The 14,682-nt window shown below is 63.7% G+C and carries 12 protein-coding genes; 5 read left to right on the top strand and 7 right to left on the bottom strand.

Features of this window, described 5'->3' with window-relative positions; translation table 11 throughout:
* Window positions 1–15 precede the first annotated feature (15 nt).
* Window positions 16–1,596, bottom strand: coding sequence for an exodeoxyribonuclease VII large subunit (gene xseA / locus VWZ81_RS02490; RefSeq protein ID WP_416541998.1), 1,581 nt, complete (start codon window positions 1,594–1,596; stop codon window positions 16–18).
* Between the two features lie 134 nt (window positions 1,597–1,730).
* On the opposite strand from xseA, the gene purD reads away from it, so the two are divergent.
* The 3 genes from purD (at window position 1,731) to VWZ81_RS02475 (ending at window position 5,074) form a co-directional block, all read left to right on the top strand.
* Window positions 1,731–2,996, top strand: a complete 1,266-nt coding sequence (gene purD / locus VWZ81_RS02485; protein ID WP_416541997.1) for a phosphoribosylamine--glycine ligase — start codon at window positions 1,731–1,733, stop codon at window positions 2,994–2,996.
* 362 nt (window positions 2,997–3,358) lie between these two features.
* The gene (locus tag VWZ81_RS02480; RefSeq protein ID WP_416541996.1) at window positions 3,359–4,240 is read left to right on the top strand and encodes a bestrophin family protein; all 882 of its coding nucleotides are present in this window, start codon (window positions 3,359–3,361) and stop codon (window positions 4,238–4,240) included.
* Window positions 4,241–4,459: 219 nt separating this feature from the next.
* Window positions 4,460–5,074: a LuxR C-terminal-related transcriptional regulator gene (locus VWZ81_RS02475; RefSeq protein WP_416542444.1), complete on the top strand. Its 615-nt coding sequence runs from the start codon at window positions 4,460–4,462 to the stop codon at window positions 5,072–5,074.
* A gap of 316 nt (window positions 5,075–5,390) precedes the next feature.
* On the opposite strand, the gene VWZ81_RS02470 is transcribed toward VWZ81_RS02475, so the two are convergent.
* The 3 genes from VWZ81_RS02470 to VWZ81_RS02460 form a co-directional block, all read right to left on the bottom strand.
* On the bottom strand, window positions 5,391–7,166 hold the full coding sequence (locus VWZ81_RS02470; protein ID WP_416541995.1) for a DUF1217 domain-containing protein: 1,776 nt from the start codon (window positions 7,164–7,166) through the stop codon (window positions 5,391–5,393).
* Between the two features lie 189 nt (window positions 7,167–7,355).
* Window positions 7,356–8,225, bottom strand: a complete 870-nt coding sequence (locus tag VWZ81_RS02465; RefSeq protein ID WP_416541994.1) for an FG-GAP repeat domain-containing protein — start codon at window positions 8,223–8,225, stop codon at window positions 7,356–7,358.
* Window positions 8,225–8,548: a 2Fe-2S iron-sulfur cluster-binding protein gene (locus tag VWZ81_RS02460; protein ID WP_340546125.1), complete on the bottom strand. Its 324-nt coding sequence runs from the start codon at window positions 8,546–8,548 to the stop codon at window positions 8,225–8,227. The genes VWZ81_RS02465 and VWZ81_RS02460 overlap by 1 nt, the downstream gene beginning before the upstream one ends.
* Before the next feature lie 333 nt (window positions 8,549–8,881).
* Here VWZ81_RS02460 and VWZ81_RS02455 point away from each other — a divergent pair, with 333 nt between their 5' ends.
* Entirely contained in the window at window positions 8,882–9,457 is a 576-nt protein-coding gene (locus tag VWZ81_RS02455; RefSeq protein WP_416541993.1) for a peptidoglycan-binding domain-containing protein, read from the top strand.
* A 39-nt stretch (window positions 9,458–9,496) separates the two neighbouring features.
* Window positions 9,497–10,249 (top strand): Crp/Fnr family transcriptional regulator, encoded by a 753-nt coding sequence (locus tag VWZ81_RS02450; protein WP_340546127.1) that lies wholly within the window; start codon window positions 9,497–9,499, stop codon window positions 10,247–10,249.
* A gap of 617 nt (window positions 10,250–10,866) precedes the next feature.
* Here the strand turns inward: VWZ81_RS02450 and VWZ81_RS02445 are convergent.
* From VWZ81_RS02445 to hflK, 3 genes are all read right to left on the bottom strand, one after another.
* On the bottom strand, window positions 10,867–12,381 hold the full coding sequence (locus tag VWZ81_RS02445; RefSeq protein ID WP_416539086.1) for a Do family serine endopeptidase: 1,515 nt from the start codon (window positions 12,379–12,381) through the stop codon (window positions 10,867–10,869).
* A 255-nt stretch (window positions 12,382–12,636) separates the two neighbouring features.
* Window positions 12,637–13,527 carry a protease modulator HflC gene (gene hflC / locus VWZ81_RS02440; protein WP_340546129.1) on the bottom strand — a complete coding sequence of 297 codons (891 nt, stop codon included), beginning with the start codon at window positions 13,525–13,527 and terminating at the stop codon, window positions 12,637–12,639.
* Window positions 13,527–14,678, bottom strand: a complete 1,152-nt coding sequence (hflK, locus tag VWZ81_RS02435; protein ID WP_416541992.1) for an FtsH protease activity modulator HflK — start codon at window positions 14,676–14,678, stop codon at window positions 13,527–13,529. The genes hflC and hflK overlap by 1 nt, the downstream gene beginning before the upstream one ends.
* Window positions 14,679–14,682 lie beyond the last annotated feature (4 nt).

Raw genomic sequence — 14,682 nt, 5'->3', positions numbered from 1 at the left:
GCGCCAGAGGCCGGCTCAGAACAGGGAGCCTTGATCCCCCGGGTCTGATGTGTCGCGCTTCTGGCTGGTGGATTTGGACCGGTCGTCCGACGATGGCGCAACGGAGACCGCATCGGATTTGACGGCAGGGGCTGCTTCGCCGCCTGCGGTCGTTGTCACGGTTGGGGTCACCTCGATCTCGGCGTCGGCAAATTCGATATGAAGCCGCGCCTGCGATGCCGCCTCTGCGGCGCGGGTGATCACCGTCTCGCCGCTGCGCACCACCGCATAGCCGCGCCGCAGCGTGGCCTTGTAACTCAGAATATCCAGCTGACGCCCGGTTGCCTCCAGCCGTTGCCGCTGCCGGTCCAACCGCTGTGCCTGCACGGTGTCGAGCCGCTGGGCCAGCTGGCCGAGGCGGTCCTGCTGACGCGCAAGATCCTGCCGGATCGGGCGCAGGCTCAACCTTGAAGAGAGGTTGCGCAGCCGGTCGCCACGGGTGCTGACCAATTGGCGCAGGGTGCTGGGACGCAGCGCAGCTGCCGCCTCACTCAGCCGCAGGCGGCGACGCTCAACCCCCCGGATCAGCGCATCGGGCAATTTGCCCCCCCACAGATCCAGCCGCTGACGCGGGGTTTCCAGCAATGTGTCGGGTTTGGGCAGCGCGCGGGCCAGATCATTGAGCCGCTGGCGCCGCTGCTGCACCGCCAGACCGGCAGACCGCACCAGCCGCGCGCCCTGATTTTCGGTCCAACCCATCAGCTCCAACCGCACCGGCACCGCCAGCTCTGCCGCCGCCGTCGGTGTCGGCGCCCGGCGGTCGGACACAAAATCAATCAGCGTGGTATCCGTCTCATGCCCCACGGCAGAGATCAGCGGAATCTGCGAGGCTGCGGCGGCGCGGGCGACGATTTCTTCGTTGAACCCCCAGAGATCCTCGATCGAGCCACCACCCCGGGCCACGATGATCAGATCGGGCCGCGGCAGCGCGCCGCCCGGTGTCAGCCGGTTGAAGCCGTCGATGGCGCGGGCCACCTCCGGTGCGCAGGCCTTGCCCTGCACGGCGACCGGCCAGACCAGCACCTTGCGCGGGAAGCGGTCGCGCAGCCGGTGCAGGATATCGCGGATCACCGCACCCGATGGCGACGTGACCACGCCGATGATCTGCGGCAGATAGGGCAGCTGTTTCTTGCGTTCCGGCGCAAACAGCCCCTCGGCCTCCAGCTGCATCTTGCGCTTTTCCAAGAGCGCCATCAGCGCCCCCTGCCCGGCAACCGCCACCTCGTCGACGTTCATGTTGTACTTGGACTGCCCGCCAAAGGCCGTCAGCCGACCGGTGACCACGACCTCCAGCCCCTCCTCCGGCACCACCGAAAGGCTGGAAATCTGCCCCTTCCAGGTGGTGCAGGCCAGCACCGAGCGGTCGTCCTTGATGTCATAGTAAAGATGCCCGGACCGCGCCTTGAATACCCGGCCCACCTCGCCGCGCACCCGGATCCGGCCGAAAGTGCCCTCCAGCGTGCGTTTCACCTCGCCGGAGATTTCCGAAACGGTGAATTCGGGGGCATTCTGCCCGGGCCGGTCAGCCGGGGTGGGATCGTCAAACAGGTCGGACATCGGCGGGCTGCTCTCCTGCGTCACAGGTGGTTCTTGTTTTGAAGTCGCGCGCAGCATAGAACCCGCCGCAAGCAAGGCAAGCCCCGGCAACCGCCGACGGCGCCATTGGTGCAGGCAGATCGGAGAACACGGACATGAACATCCTTATCCTCGGCAGTGGCGGGCGGGAACATGCGCTCGCCTGGGCGGTGATGCAGAACCCCAAATGTGACAAGCTGATCGTGGCACCGGGCAACGCGGGCATCGCCCAGATCGCCGATTGCGCCACCTTTGATATCGAGGACGGCGGCACGGTGGTGACCTTTGCCGAGGAAAACGCCATCGACTTCGTCATCGTCGGGCCCGAGGCACCGCTGGCCGCAGGTGTTGCCGACCGGCTGCGCGAGGCGGGCCTTCTCGTGTTCGGCCCCTCCGAGGCCGCAGCAAAACTGGAAGCCTCCAAAAGCTTCACCAAGGAAATCTGCGACGCGGCAAACGCCCCGACCGCAGGCTACGGCCATTTCACCGACGCGGACGCCGCCAAGGCGCATGTGCGCGAGCACGGCGTGCCGACAGTGGTCAAGGCCGACGGTCTGGCGGCCGGCAAAGGCGTCATCATCGCGATGACCGAGGAGGAGGCCATGGCCGCCATCGACGACATGTTCGGCGGCGTCTTCGGCGGTGCCGGCGCCGAGGTGGTGATCGAGGAGTTCATGGAAGGCGAAGAGGCCTCCCTCTTCGTGCTGGCGGATGGCGAGGACGTGCTGGCAATCGGCTCCGCGCAGGACCACAAGCGCGTCGGCGAAGGCGACACCGGCCTCAATACCGGCGGCATGGGCGCCTACTCCCCCGCACCGGTGCTGTCGGCTGAGGTCGAGGCAAAGGCGATGGAAGAGATCGTGAAGCCCACCATGCGGGTGATGGCGGAACGCGGGATGCCCTATCAGGGCGTGCTCTATGCGGGTCTGATGATCAAGGACGGACAGCCGCGGCTGGTCGAATACAACGTCCGCTTCGGCGACCCGGAATGCCAGGTGCTGATGATGCGCCTCGGCGCCCAGGCGCTGGACCTGATGCAGGCCGCCGCCGAGGGCCGCCTGGGTGACGCGCAGGTGAACTGGGCCGATGACCATGCGATCACCGTGGTGATGGCGGCAGAGGGCTACCCCGGATCTTACGAAAAATTCACCGAGATCAAAGGCCTGGACGCGCTGCCCGAGGACAGCAGCAATATGGTGTTCCATGCGGGCACCAAGGAACAGGACGGCAAGGTGCTCGCCGTTGGCGGCCGGGTGCTGAACGTGACCGCCCGTGGCGCTTCACTGCAAGAAGCCCGCGACCGCGCCTATGCGATGGTGGAGGGTGTCATCTGGCCGCAGGGCTTCTTCCGCCGCGACATCGGCTGGCGCGCGCTGAAGTAAGACCGGCCGAGCAGGCACTCCCGTCTGTTTCAGAACCATCACAGATGGCTCAACACAGTTGGGCATGGCCGGGCGCTGCTGCGCCCGGCGGCGCAAGCGGCAAGCCCCGACGCCCAGTGAGGATACCGCACGCCGGGCTGTCCAGACCCGCCCGGTCGAATCCGACAGGACACCGCGCAAACTCCCCCCAGTCTGACGTTTTCGGCCACGTGCAGCGGTGGGGCGGGCCCTAGGTTGCAGGCGCGCCAAGGCGAGCCTCCCCTTTCGGGACCGGCACTCTCAGTTCCCGGTCTCGGATCCCCCGTCAGCCAGTTGCGCAATTGCCCTAGTCCCGCCTTTGAGCGAAGCGGAGTCCACTTTCGATGATCCTACGCGACAAACCCGGCCTGATGCAGCTGCTGTTTGCGCTGCGCGGCTCTGTCCTGCCCCGCATTCTGCCCCGTATCCTCGGCCTCTCCGCCCTGTCGGCGCTGGTGCTGTGGATTGACGCCGATATCACCCGCCTGCCCCATACCAATGCCGCGCCTTTTGCGGTCTTTGGCATCGCGCTCTCGCTGTTTCTTGGGTTTCGCAACAATGCCGCCTATGACCGCTGGTGGGAAGGTCGCAAGCTCTGGGGACAGCTGGTCGCGGACCTGCGCAGCCTCAGCCGTGAGGTGGACCTGTTTGTTGCCGACTCGCAGAGCCGACGCCGGATCCTGCGGCTGGCCCTTGCGTTTTTGCATCTGCACCGCATCAACCTGCGCAAAGAACGCGACACCAGCGCCGCAACCCGCTGGGCAGGCGACGATTTCACCACCGCGCCACATCCGCCCTGCGCAGCGCTCGACGCCCTTGCCGCGACGCTCGCAACAGCCGCCGACGATGGGTTTGCCCGCAAGGCGCTGGCCGAACGCACCGCCAGCATGGCGCTGGCTCAGGCGGGCTGCGAACGCATTGCCACCACGCCGCTGCCCTATGTTTATTCACTGCTGGTGTTTCGCACGACCTACCTCTATTGCCTGCTGCTGCCCTTTGCGCTGATCGACAGCGCGGGCTGGCTGACACCGATTTTCGTCGGCATTGTCGCCTATGTCTTCTTCGGCCTTGCAGAGGTGACCGAGGAGCTGTCTCACCCCTTTGGCGAAACGGTGAACGGCCTGCCGCTGGATGCCATCTGCCGGACCGTTGAACGCAGCCTGGCCCCAAAGCTGGGCGAGGAGGTACCGCCACCGCTGCAACCGATCGACTATTACCTCTCCTGACCCCCACAGGATCAGCATGCCGGCTGGCAAGCACCTGTTTTCACGCTGCCTTCACTCCGCTAAGATCCTTGTAACAGCGACCGCCCCCGCTCCCGAAGGCTCAGCCCTGCCGCGGAGCTGCGGTCGCCGCGACAGGCAGGACATATGCAGGAACAGCAGGACCAGATGACGGCCAATAGCCAGCAGCCCCGCCCCGGCCTCGACGTCGGCACAGCGCCCATGGGCGATCCCGGCGACGAGACGCTCGACCAGCTCTTTGCCACCCGTGACCTGATGCAGCTCGCCTATGATTTCCTGCCGGTGGGGATCGTTGTCACCGAAAACCGGGTCCTGCGCGACTGCAACCGGCGGTTCTGCGAGATGTTCGGCTACACCCGGCTGGACCTGCTCGATCAGCTCTTTGCCTTTCTCTACCCATCGCAGGAAGAATTTCTCAACCTGCGCAACCGGGGAAATGAGACATTGGGAGCCGGCGCGCCCTATTGGGACGAACGGGTGATGCGGCGCAAGGACGGCAGCCTGTTCTGGGTCCGGGTCCGTGGCCATAGCTTCACACCGCAAGAGCCGCTGGCACGCGCGGTCTGGAGCTTTGCCGATCTGTCCCGATCCCGACCCTATCAACCCCTGACCCGGCGCGAACGCGAGGTCTATTCGCTGCTGTGCGAAGGCAAGACCAGCAAGGAAATCGCCCGAAGTCTGGAGCTGAGCTACCGCACCGTCGAGGTTCATCGCGCCCGGCTGTTGAAGAAGGTCGGCGTCAGCAATACCGCCGCGCTTTTCTCCTCTCTGGGTGATATCGACGGCGCCCATGTGGTGGGCACGCCCAGCCCGTGACGGCGTGAAATGCGCTCGCAATCGCACCGGGGCCCGCAAGATCCAACCGCTGTCACGGGCTGGGCGCGGGTTGCTCCACCATAGCCCTCCCCGGTTCCGGTTCCGGTTCCGGTTCCGGTTCCGGTTCCGGTTCCGGCAAAGATCGCGCCTCATGCCGCCGAAGTCGATCACGGGGCCGAGCGTCGGCACAAATTCCGCAGGCGTGGCCGATCAGATCAGCCCGCGTCCCTGATCGTACCGGGTAAGGCGCCAATGTCACGAAGGGTGACCGCAGGGGCCGACACTGGCCCGGCACCTTTGTCGCACTACCCGCGCGCTATCGGAACAGCGTGAAGACGGGATCGCTGAAGCCGCTCGACGCCAGATCACTGTTCAGCCCGCTCAGCAACAGGAAGCGGTTTCTGAACTCGTCCAGCTTGTCAGGCTTCAGAAGATCCGCCGGATGGCTGGTGCCAAAAGACGACTGCGCACGTTCTTTCATCTCATCGACCTGGCGATCCACGTTCAGCTGGCCAAAGCTGGATGGCAGGCCCAATGCCGTCTCAAACACCGCTTTCAGCGGCGGTGAGCCGATGATGCCGAACCAATGGGCATCTTCGCTGCCACCGGCATCCGCGATCGCTTGCAGCTCGCGCTCCAAGGCAAGGGCAAGGCGCATGTTCGGGTCACTCTCCCCGATGGCGGCCTCGAAATTCCGATCCTTGTATAGACCCGCGATCTCCTCAGCGAAACCCGCGGGATAGGTGCGGTCATTGGTACCGGGGTTAAAAGCAAAAGCATTTGCCATAGCCTTCAGGTTCGGATCCCGATGCAGGTTTGCATAAGAAATTTCGGAGGACAGATCGGACTCAAACGCCTTGATCATCACGTCAAAATCAAGCTGCCGCTCGCTGATGTTGAACACATCCAGCCCCGCCTCAAAGGCATCGAAATCAAACACGAACTGCCGTGGCAGCTCATAGTTCTCCAATTTGCCGTCGACCTCATCGGCCAGCACCTTCATCCGGCTTGGCGCGGTGGGCCATTCGTTCTGAAACGCCTCGGCAAAATTATGGAACGCAAGATTTCCGGGCTGATTCACAAAAGAGCTTGGGTCCGAGAGATCGGACTCCAGCACATCACGCAGATAATCCTCGCCTGGGTTGCTCAGGTAGAACTGCTCCAGCGCATCCGCGAGCAGTTCAGGCTGCGACAGCAGCTCGTCGGGGCTGGTGAAACTGTTGATATCGGGGATCCCGAAACCAAAGGCGCGCGACATCGCCAGATAGCGCGGATCCTCCTGCTGGTTGACGGGCGATTCCGGATCATAGGGGTTTGATTCTAGCATCCGCTTGAGGAAGATCGAGTTGGTATATTCCAGATCGAAACTGTCCACGACTGCCTTCAGCAGATCCTCATTGGCCAGCAGCTCATCCGCATTGGCCGGACCATTGCCATCGTTCACGGCGAGGAATTCGCCCACCAGCGCCTCCATGCTGGTGCTGTAATCCGGCGGCCGGTTGAATTCGAACGCCTTGGCAAAATCCGCCAGTTTCGTATCGCTCAGCCGGTTCACAAAAGAGTTCGGATCGGTGGTATCGGATTCCAGGACCCGCATCAGAAAGAACTCGTTACCGGCGTATTTCTTCAGGCCAAAGTCATCCAGAGCCTGATTGAGCAGGGTCTGGTTCGACAGCAGATCCTCCGGGCTGGCGACCGCCACATAGGGTTTTTCTATGCTTGTGCTCGGCAGCTGCGGGCCGCTCTCACTGCCAAAGCCAAAGGTCTGCGCAAGACCAAGATAGCGGCTGTCGTTCAGCCGGTTGGCAAAAGAGGTGGGCTCAGACAGATCTGATTCCAGCACCTTCTTGATGAAGGCGCGGTTGTTGATGTCCTCTTCCAGACCAAAGGCGCCCAGGGCAACCTTCAGCACGTTATAGTCGCCGAGCAGCTGATCGGCGGTCTGGATATTGTCGATTTTCCGCGTGAAGTCCTGCACCGCGCGATCAATGATCGGCGATTTTTCAAAAATCTCCTGCTGCTGGGCGCGGGTTCGGTCCAGAAAATTCCATCCGGCGATACCGGTTCCCAGCACATAGGGTGAAAAGGTCACGCGCCTGTCTCCTGCTTGCAAACGGGTTCCGCCACCGGCTGCGACAGCGCAATCCGGGGGGTCTTGATCAAGAGAATACGCGCAAAGTGGTGAACAAATCTGCAACGCAGGGGCGCACTGCGGCAACAGCCGGCAAGAAAATAAACCCAACTTTACCGAAGCGGCGCCGAGCATCTGCCGCCTGCCCGCTCAGTCGGCCTGAACCGGCCCCTCGCACCGCAGCGCCGCCGCCAGACCCGTCGCAGGCGAATATGCACCAATCTCCCGGCTGATCACGCGACCAGCCACAAGGGTGCTGACCATGATCCGGCTCCACCCGGCGTCCACAGTCAGCAGCTGCGGGCCATCGCCGCAGTCCCGCAGCCCCGAGGTGATGAAACCCTCCCCGATGCGATGGTTCGTCAGCCCGGACCGCTGTGCGACCTGATGCAGCGCACCGTCGCGATAGCGCCAGATCCGTAGGGTTTTCGCCAGATGAGGACGGTCGATATAGGCGATCTCGATATGGCCGTCGCCATCCAGATCAGCCGCCGCGATCGGGGCCAGCCAGCGAAATCTCGTGCCGATATGCGGCGTCGCTGCCATCTTGCGCAGCGCCCCGTCATGCAGACCATAGATCGCCAGCTGCGCGCCCCTGTCCGGATCGCTTTCGACCACCACCACCTCCGGCAGCGCATCGCCAGTCACATCCCAGAGCCGTGGCGCCAGGTCCTCGAAGACCGCACCAGCGACAGGCAGGGCCACACGATGGCGGGTGCCCCGGCTGTCCTGCACCACCAGGGCCGAATACTCGATGTGATCGCCCAGCACCCCATGCGGATAATGCGCGGTGGGTGCGGCGAATTCAGCACTCGTGAGCCGGAGCGGATCCTGCGCCGCCGCAGCCGAAACCATTGCGGACAGCAGCCCGCCTGCACAGATCGCCCGCGCCAATGCGCCAGGAATGGCAGGGCCCGCCCAGGACCCCGCCCGCCACGGGCGCAGCGCCTGACCTGCGCGGCGTCGAGACAGGGGCCAGGCGCGCCACAGATGACGCCGCGCCTGCGGCCCCAGCCGCATCAGATCTGTTTTTCGGGCATATGCACCACGAGACCGTTCAGATCATCCGTCACCTTGATCTGGCAGGTCAGACGCGAGCGCGCGGGATCCGGCTCATAGGCGAAATCCAGCATATCCTCTTCCATGTCGTCCTTGGCGGGGAGCTTCTCAACCCAGGCGGCATCGACGTAGACATGGCAGGTCGAACAGGCGCAGGCGCCGCCGCAATCCGCTTCGATCCCGGGAATATTGTTGTCGCGCGCCCCTTCCATCACGGTCAGGCCATTGGCCACATCCACAACATGTTCGGCACCATTGTGTTCGACATAAGTGATCTTTGCCATCGTCAGCTGCATCCTTTTTCGCGTTGCGTCCGAGGTTGTAGCCAACCGCTGGCCACCGCGCCAGTCAGAAACCACCCGCAGGGCAAAACTCCTGCGCCGCGTTGCACCAGGCCCCTGCCCTCCCTGCGTCCTCCCCCTTTGGGTTGGTGGCCGGTCACGCGCCTTAGCTGAGCCATCAGAGGATGGAACACCAACAGGCCCGGCGATAACGGGGCTTTGCGCTGGGGCGCGAACTGCGGTAGCCTAGCCCCGGATGCGCTCCGACGCGGGGCCATCCCGGCATCACGGCTGCCGGTATTTCGACACAGGTGTTTCGACACGGGGACTTTGTTCATGTCTGACCTCTTGCGCCCGCACGGGCCCTGGCTGGGGCAGGCCTTTTTGCGGCATATCTGCCGAGGCACAGTCCTGCCGGCCACGGCGGGGCTGGTGGTGCTGCTTGCGGCCTGTACCGCGCCACAGACCGGTAGCAGCAGCCTGCAGGTGTCGCGCAATGCTCCCGCCGCCCCGCCCGGCGCTGCCCCCGGCAGCTGCTGGGGCACCCATACCACACCCGCCGTGATCGAAACCGTCACCGTTCAGGTGATGACCCGACCGGCCAGAACCGCCGCCGACGGGCAGGTGCTGGAACCGGCGCGGTTTCGCCGCGAGACCCGACAGGACATCGTGCGCCCGCGCCGCGAAAGCTGGTTTGAAACCCCCTGCCCGGTGGATATGACGCCGCAATTCGTCGGCTCGGTCCAGCGCGCCCTGGCGGTGCGTGGCCTCTACCAAGGCCAGATCACCGGCATCCTGGATCGCGACACCCGGGCCGCCGTGCGCAAATTTCAGGAACGCGACGGGTTTGACAATGACCAGCTGTCACTGGTCAGCGCCCGCAGACTGGGGTTGGTAGCCGTTGAGAACTGATCCCCGCCCCGCCCCGTCCCCTAGCACCGAAGGTCTGACATGAGCCCATCTCCAGCCACCGGTGCCCTGCACAGTTCGGGCAGCTCCTCCGGCAACAGCACCGGTCGCGCGGCCTCCTCGGCCCGCCGCAAATGGCTGTTGCCCGACCGCGGGTTCCTCTCTGGTGCCTCCGACCGGTTGCTGGAAATGCTTGACAGCCAGGCCAGTGAAGTCCTCCTGCAGGCTGGCGAAGAACTGTTTGAACAGGGGGATGAGGGCGACGCGCTCTATGCCATCGTCAGTGGCGCGATTGAATTCTCCACCCTGTCCTCTGCCGGGCGCAAACTGTCGCTGGACATCATGCGCCCCGGTGCCGTCTTCGGCGAGATCGCCCTGTTTGACCCCGGCCCCCGCACCGCGACCGCAACCGCGCTGGAGCCCAGCCGCCTGCGCCGACTGCGCAGCGGCGACGTGCTCGCCAAGCTGCAACACCATCCCTCGCTCGCCGGAGATCTGCTGCGCCTCGCTGGTCAGCGGATGCGCTGGATGAACACGCAATACAGCGAACAGGTGTTTCTGCCGATGCCGGTGCGGCTGGCGCGCAAACTGCTGTATCTCACCACCGAAGGCGGCGACGGGCGGCTGTCGCTGTCACAGAGCGAGCTGGCTGAATTTGTCGGCGCCACCCGCGAGGCGGTCTCCAAAACCCTGTCGCAGTGGAAACGCAGCGATGTGATCGACATCAGCCGTGGCGGTCTTACCATCCGCGACCGGGCTGCGCTGCGGCTGCTGTCGGACCCCGACATCGGCTGACAAAGCCGCAGGCTCGGATCTCCGCAGGCCCCGGACCCTCCCGCCGCACCTTTTCCCAAAGACTGCCCTCGCCAGCCGGGGAGCCCGCCGCGCGCGGGACCGGCAATCGGACAAATCTTAATCCATTGTGAACTGGGTTACAGACCAGACCGCTCCGGGCAGGGCATGGTCATGACAGGATGCCGTTATCCGTTCCATCCCAACGGCATCCTGTCCCATCAAGAGCCATGTGTCACGGCACATGGCTCGACGGGACCCAGGGACATCCGCCGGGCGCAACCGGGGACCAATGCGCCATCTGGGGCGGCGGATATCTACGAACAGCTTGTTGGATCGAACAGAAGGTGCCTGGGGGGTGCCTGGGGTCATTGGACCCATGTGCAGACGCCTCCCGTCGGCGTGAGTCCGTGACACGCCGGACCTGTGGGCCGGGGGCAATTTCGCCACCCTGTGATGATCCACGCAAAAGGGCCGAGCATCCCTGCCCGGCCCTTTTGTTATTGTATCTGCTTGTTATGGTATCTGCCTTACGCGCACGTCAGGCGCCTGTCTGCGGCCTGTCTGTGGCAGGTGACCGGACAGATCGGGCCGCCCACCGACGGGCGGCCCTTGACGGATCACTCCGACAGGTTCAGCGCCACGAACCGCGGCTCACCGGCACGGCGCACCAGCAAGAGCAGCGACTTGCGACCGGCTTCCTTGGCTTCGTCGATACGCGCTTCCAGCTCACTGATCGAGGTCAGTTTCTGCTGGCCCGCCTCGGTGATCAGATCGCCGGCACGCATGCCTTTTTCCCAGGCTTCTGAACTTTCATCCACCGAGGTGATCACCAGACCATCCATGCCATCGGGCACGTTCAGCTCGCTGCGCTGCTCATCGCTCAGACGGCTGACGGTCAGACCCAGCAGCTGTTTCTCCGCCGTATCCGGCGCGCTGTCATCACCAGCGGCAGGCGTGCTCTGGCGCTGCGCATCTTCGCGACGGCCAAGGGTCACCCGCAGGGTTTCGGTCTTGCCTTCGCGGAATACCCGCACCCGCACGGCTTTACCGACTTCGGTATTGCCGACCTGACGCACCAGACCGCGGGTGTCCTTCACATCGACCCCGTCAAAGGACAGGATGACATCACCCGCCAACAGGCCGGCCTCTTTCGCCGGGCCTTCAGGCACATCGGTCACCAGCGCGCCCTTGGCACTGTCCAGCCCCATTGCCTCGGCCACATCGGTGGTCACATCCTGAATGCGGACGCCCAGCCAGCCGCGGCGGGTTTCGCCGAACTCTTTCAGCTGGTTCACCACCTTGCTGACCACATTGGAAGCCATCGAGAAACCGATCCCGATCGAGCCGCCATTGGGCGACAGGATCGCCGTGTTCACACCGACGACCTGACCATCCATGTTGAACAGCGGTCCGCCGGAGTTGCCCCGGTTGATCGCCGCATCGGTCTGGATGTAGTCGTCATAAGACCCCGACAGCTCGCGGTTGCGCGCCGACACGATCCCGGCAGACAGCGAGAAGCCCTGCCCCAGTGGGTTGCCCATCGCGACAACCCAGTCGCCAACGCGGGCCAGATCACTGTCGCCAAATTTGACAAAGGTCAGCGGCATCGGCGCATCGACCTTCAACAGCGCGATATCGGTGTTGGGGTCAGTGCCAACCACCTTTGCGGGCAGCGGCTGCGACGGCTGGCCTTCACCGGGGAAGAATTCGATCTCGATCTCATCGGCTTCTTCGATCACGTGGTTGTTGGTGACGATATAGCCATCTTCAGAAATCACAAACCCCGATCCCAGCGCCGAAGAGCGGCGCGGACGGTCGCCCTGATCGCCGTTGCGGTCCTGGAACTCCCGAAAGAAATCCTCAAAAGGTGAGCCCTCGGGCACGATGCCCTGCGGACCGGTGCGTCCCTCAACAACAGTTGTCGTGGTGATATTCACCACCGCCCGGCTCACCTTGTCGGCCAGCGGGGCCAGGCTTTCAGGCCGGGCCTGGGCGATGGCCACCTGCGCCAGCACCATCAGGGTGCTGATCATGGCCAGCCAGAGCAGGCGCCACTGCGTCGCCTGCCGCGCGGGGGCGCGGGCAAGGGCGCGGGCGCCGCTGATTGTGTTGTTCTTTGCCTGTGGCTGCACGAAACTACTCCTTAGTTGTCGCCATATTCCAAATCCTGCGGCGGGCCTGGGCGGGCGGGCGCCTCTGGATCCGCTGCGGGTCATGGGCGTTAATGTAGTCTTTCCAAGAACCGTCACAACGAATGTTGCACGTATTCAATTCGAAGTGAAACCCGGTGAGCTGCCGCCGGGGAAGCTTTTACAGAAAAGGGGCCAGCCTCACGGCCAGCCCCTGTCTGATGTCTCGTCAATCCACGCAAAGCTTCTGCGGGCCGATCATTGCTGCGCAGCCGCTGCCGGTTTGCCGCTTGAGGATTTCAGATAGTTGAAAAACTCATTGTTCGGCGACAGCACCATGGTGGAGTTCCCGGCCTGCAACGAGGTCGCATAGGCATTGAGCGAACGGTAGAATTCAAAGAACTCCGGGTCCGCGCCATAAGCCTGCGCAAAGATCGCGTTGCGTTCGGCGTCCGCTTCACCGCGGATGATCTCCGCTTCGCGCTGCGCATCTGAGACCAGCTCAACCACGGTCCGGTCAGCCTGCGCCCGGATCCGCTGGGCGGCCTCGTTACCACGGGCGCGCTCATCGGTCGCTTCGCGCACACGCTCCGCCCGCATCCGCTCAAAGGTCGCGTCGAGGTTTTCGGTGGGCAGGTCGGTCCGCTTCAGCCGCACGTCGATGATGGTGATCCCCAATGAACGGGCATCGCTGATAGCCCCGTTGCGGATCCGCAGCATCAGCGCCGCCCGGTCCGAGGACAGGATGTCGTTTGAGCTGACAGAGCCGAGGATCTCACGGGTTTGCGCCCGCAGGATCGAGTCCAGCCTGTTTTCAGCCGTTGCGATACCACCGGCACCCACCGCCTGACGGAACCGGTTCACATCGGTGATCCGATAGCGGGCAAAGGCATCGACCACCAGACGGCGGTCATCCGACGGGGTGATTTCCAGCGGGTCGATATCCCGGCTCAGAATGCGGTCGTCATAACGCACCACTTCCTGGATCAGCGGGATCTTGAACGCCAGCCCCGGCTCTTCCTTGACCGAGACAACCCGGCCGAACTGCAGAACCAGCGCCTTTTCGCGCTCGTCGACGATGAACACCGACGACAGTGCCGTGATCGCCACAATCACCAGCGCGGGCAGCAAGAGAGTTGATTTACGCATCAGTTGCTTCCTCCACGGCGCAGTTCATTAAGCGGCAGATATGGCACCACGCCCTGTCCTTCGCCGGTTTGCTCATCCAGGATGATCTTGTCGACGCGGCTCAGCACCTTCTCCATGGTCTCGATATAAAGACGCTTGCGGGTCACATCCGGGGCCTTTTCATATTCGGTCAGAACCGCAGAGAAACGGCTGGCTTCACCCTGGGCTTCGTTCACGACACGTGCACGATACCCTTCGGCTTTCTCCAGCAGTTCCGCCGCCTGACCACGGGCCTCGGCCAGCGCGTTGTTGGCATAGGCATCCGCTTCGTTCTGGCGCCGGTCACGTTCCTGTTCAGCCGCCTGAACATCCCGGAACGCCGCGATCACCGATGCGGGCGGGTCGGCCTTGTCAAAGTTCACCCGGATGATGTTGATCCCACTGTCATAGTCATCCAGCGTGAACTGGATCAGGTCCTGCAAACGCGAGGCAATCGCGCCCCGGTCCCGGTTCAGGATCGGCGCCAACTCGGACTGGGCGATAATCTCGCGCATTGCCGATTCCGACACCGCGCGGATCGTGGTGCGGGCATCGCGCAGGTTGAACAGGTATTTCGCCGGATCATTGATGTTCCAGACCACCTGAAAGTCGATATCGACGATGTTCTCGTCGCCGGTCAGCATCAGCCCTGCATCGGAGCTGATACCGCCACCGACGCCGATGTCTTCGGTTTGTTCACGGGTCACGGGAATCACCTCAGCTGTAACAACCGGCCAAGGTGCGAAGTTGAGACCATCGTTACGCACTGCATGAAACTCGCCAAAGAAAAGTTCAACCGATTTTTCGAAGTTCTGAACCCGATAAAAACTTAAATATAGCCACAGGAAAGTTACCCCCAACAGGCCCAGCACCACTATGCCCTTTGTCAACTCTGGACCGCCGCCGCCAGCACCACCGCGACCGCCGCCGCCGGTGCCACCACCGCGACCGCCCATCAGAACGCGCAGCTGCTCCTGGCCTTTCTTGACCAGCTCGTCGATCTCGGGGATCTGACCTTCATCAGGACGACGTCCGCCGCCCCGGTTGTCGTCACCGCCCTGGTTGTTGCCTCTGTTGCCTGAGCCGCCAGAAGAGCCGCCGCCCCCCCAGGGGCCACCATTATTGCCCGCCATATGT

Origin of the sequence: Phaeobacter sp. JH20_34, from assembly GCF_048056095.1 — a bacterium.
Lineage (GTDB): Bacteria > Pseudomonadota > Alphaproteobacteria > Rhodobacterales > Rhodobacteraceae > Phaeobacter > Phaeobacter bryozoorum.
Note: the sequence above shows the minus strand (reverse complement) of the source record. Positions and strands in the feature narration are given on the sequence as shown.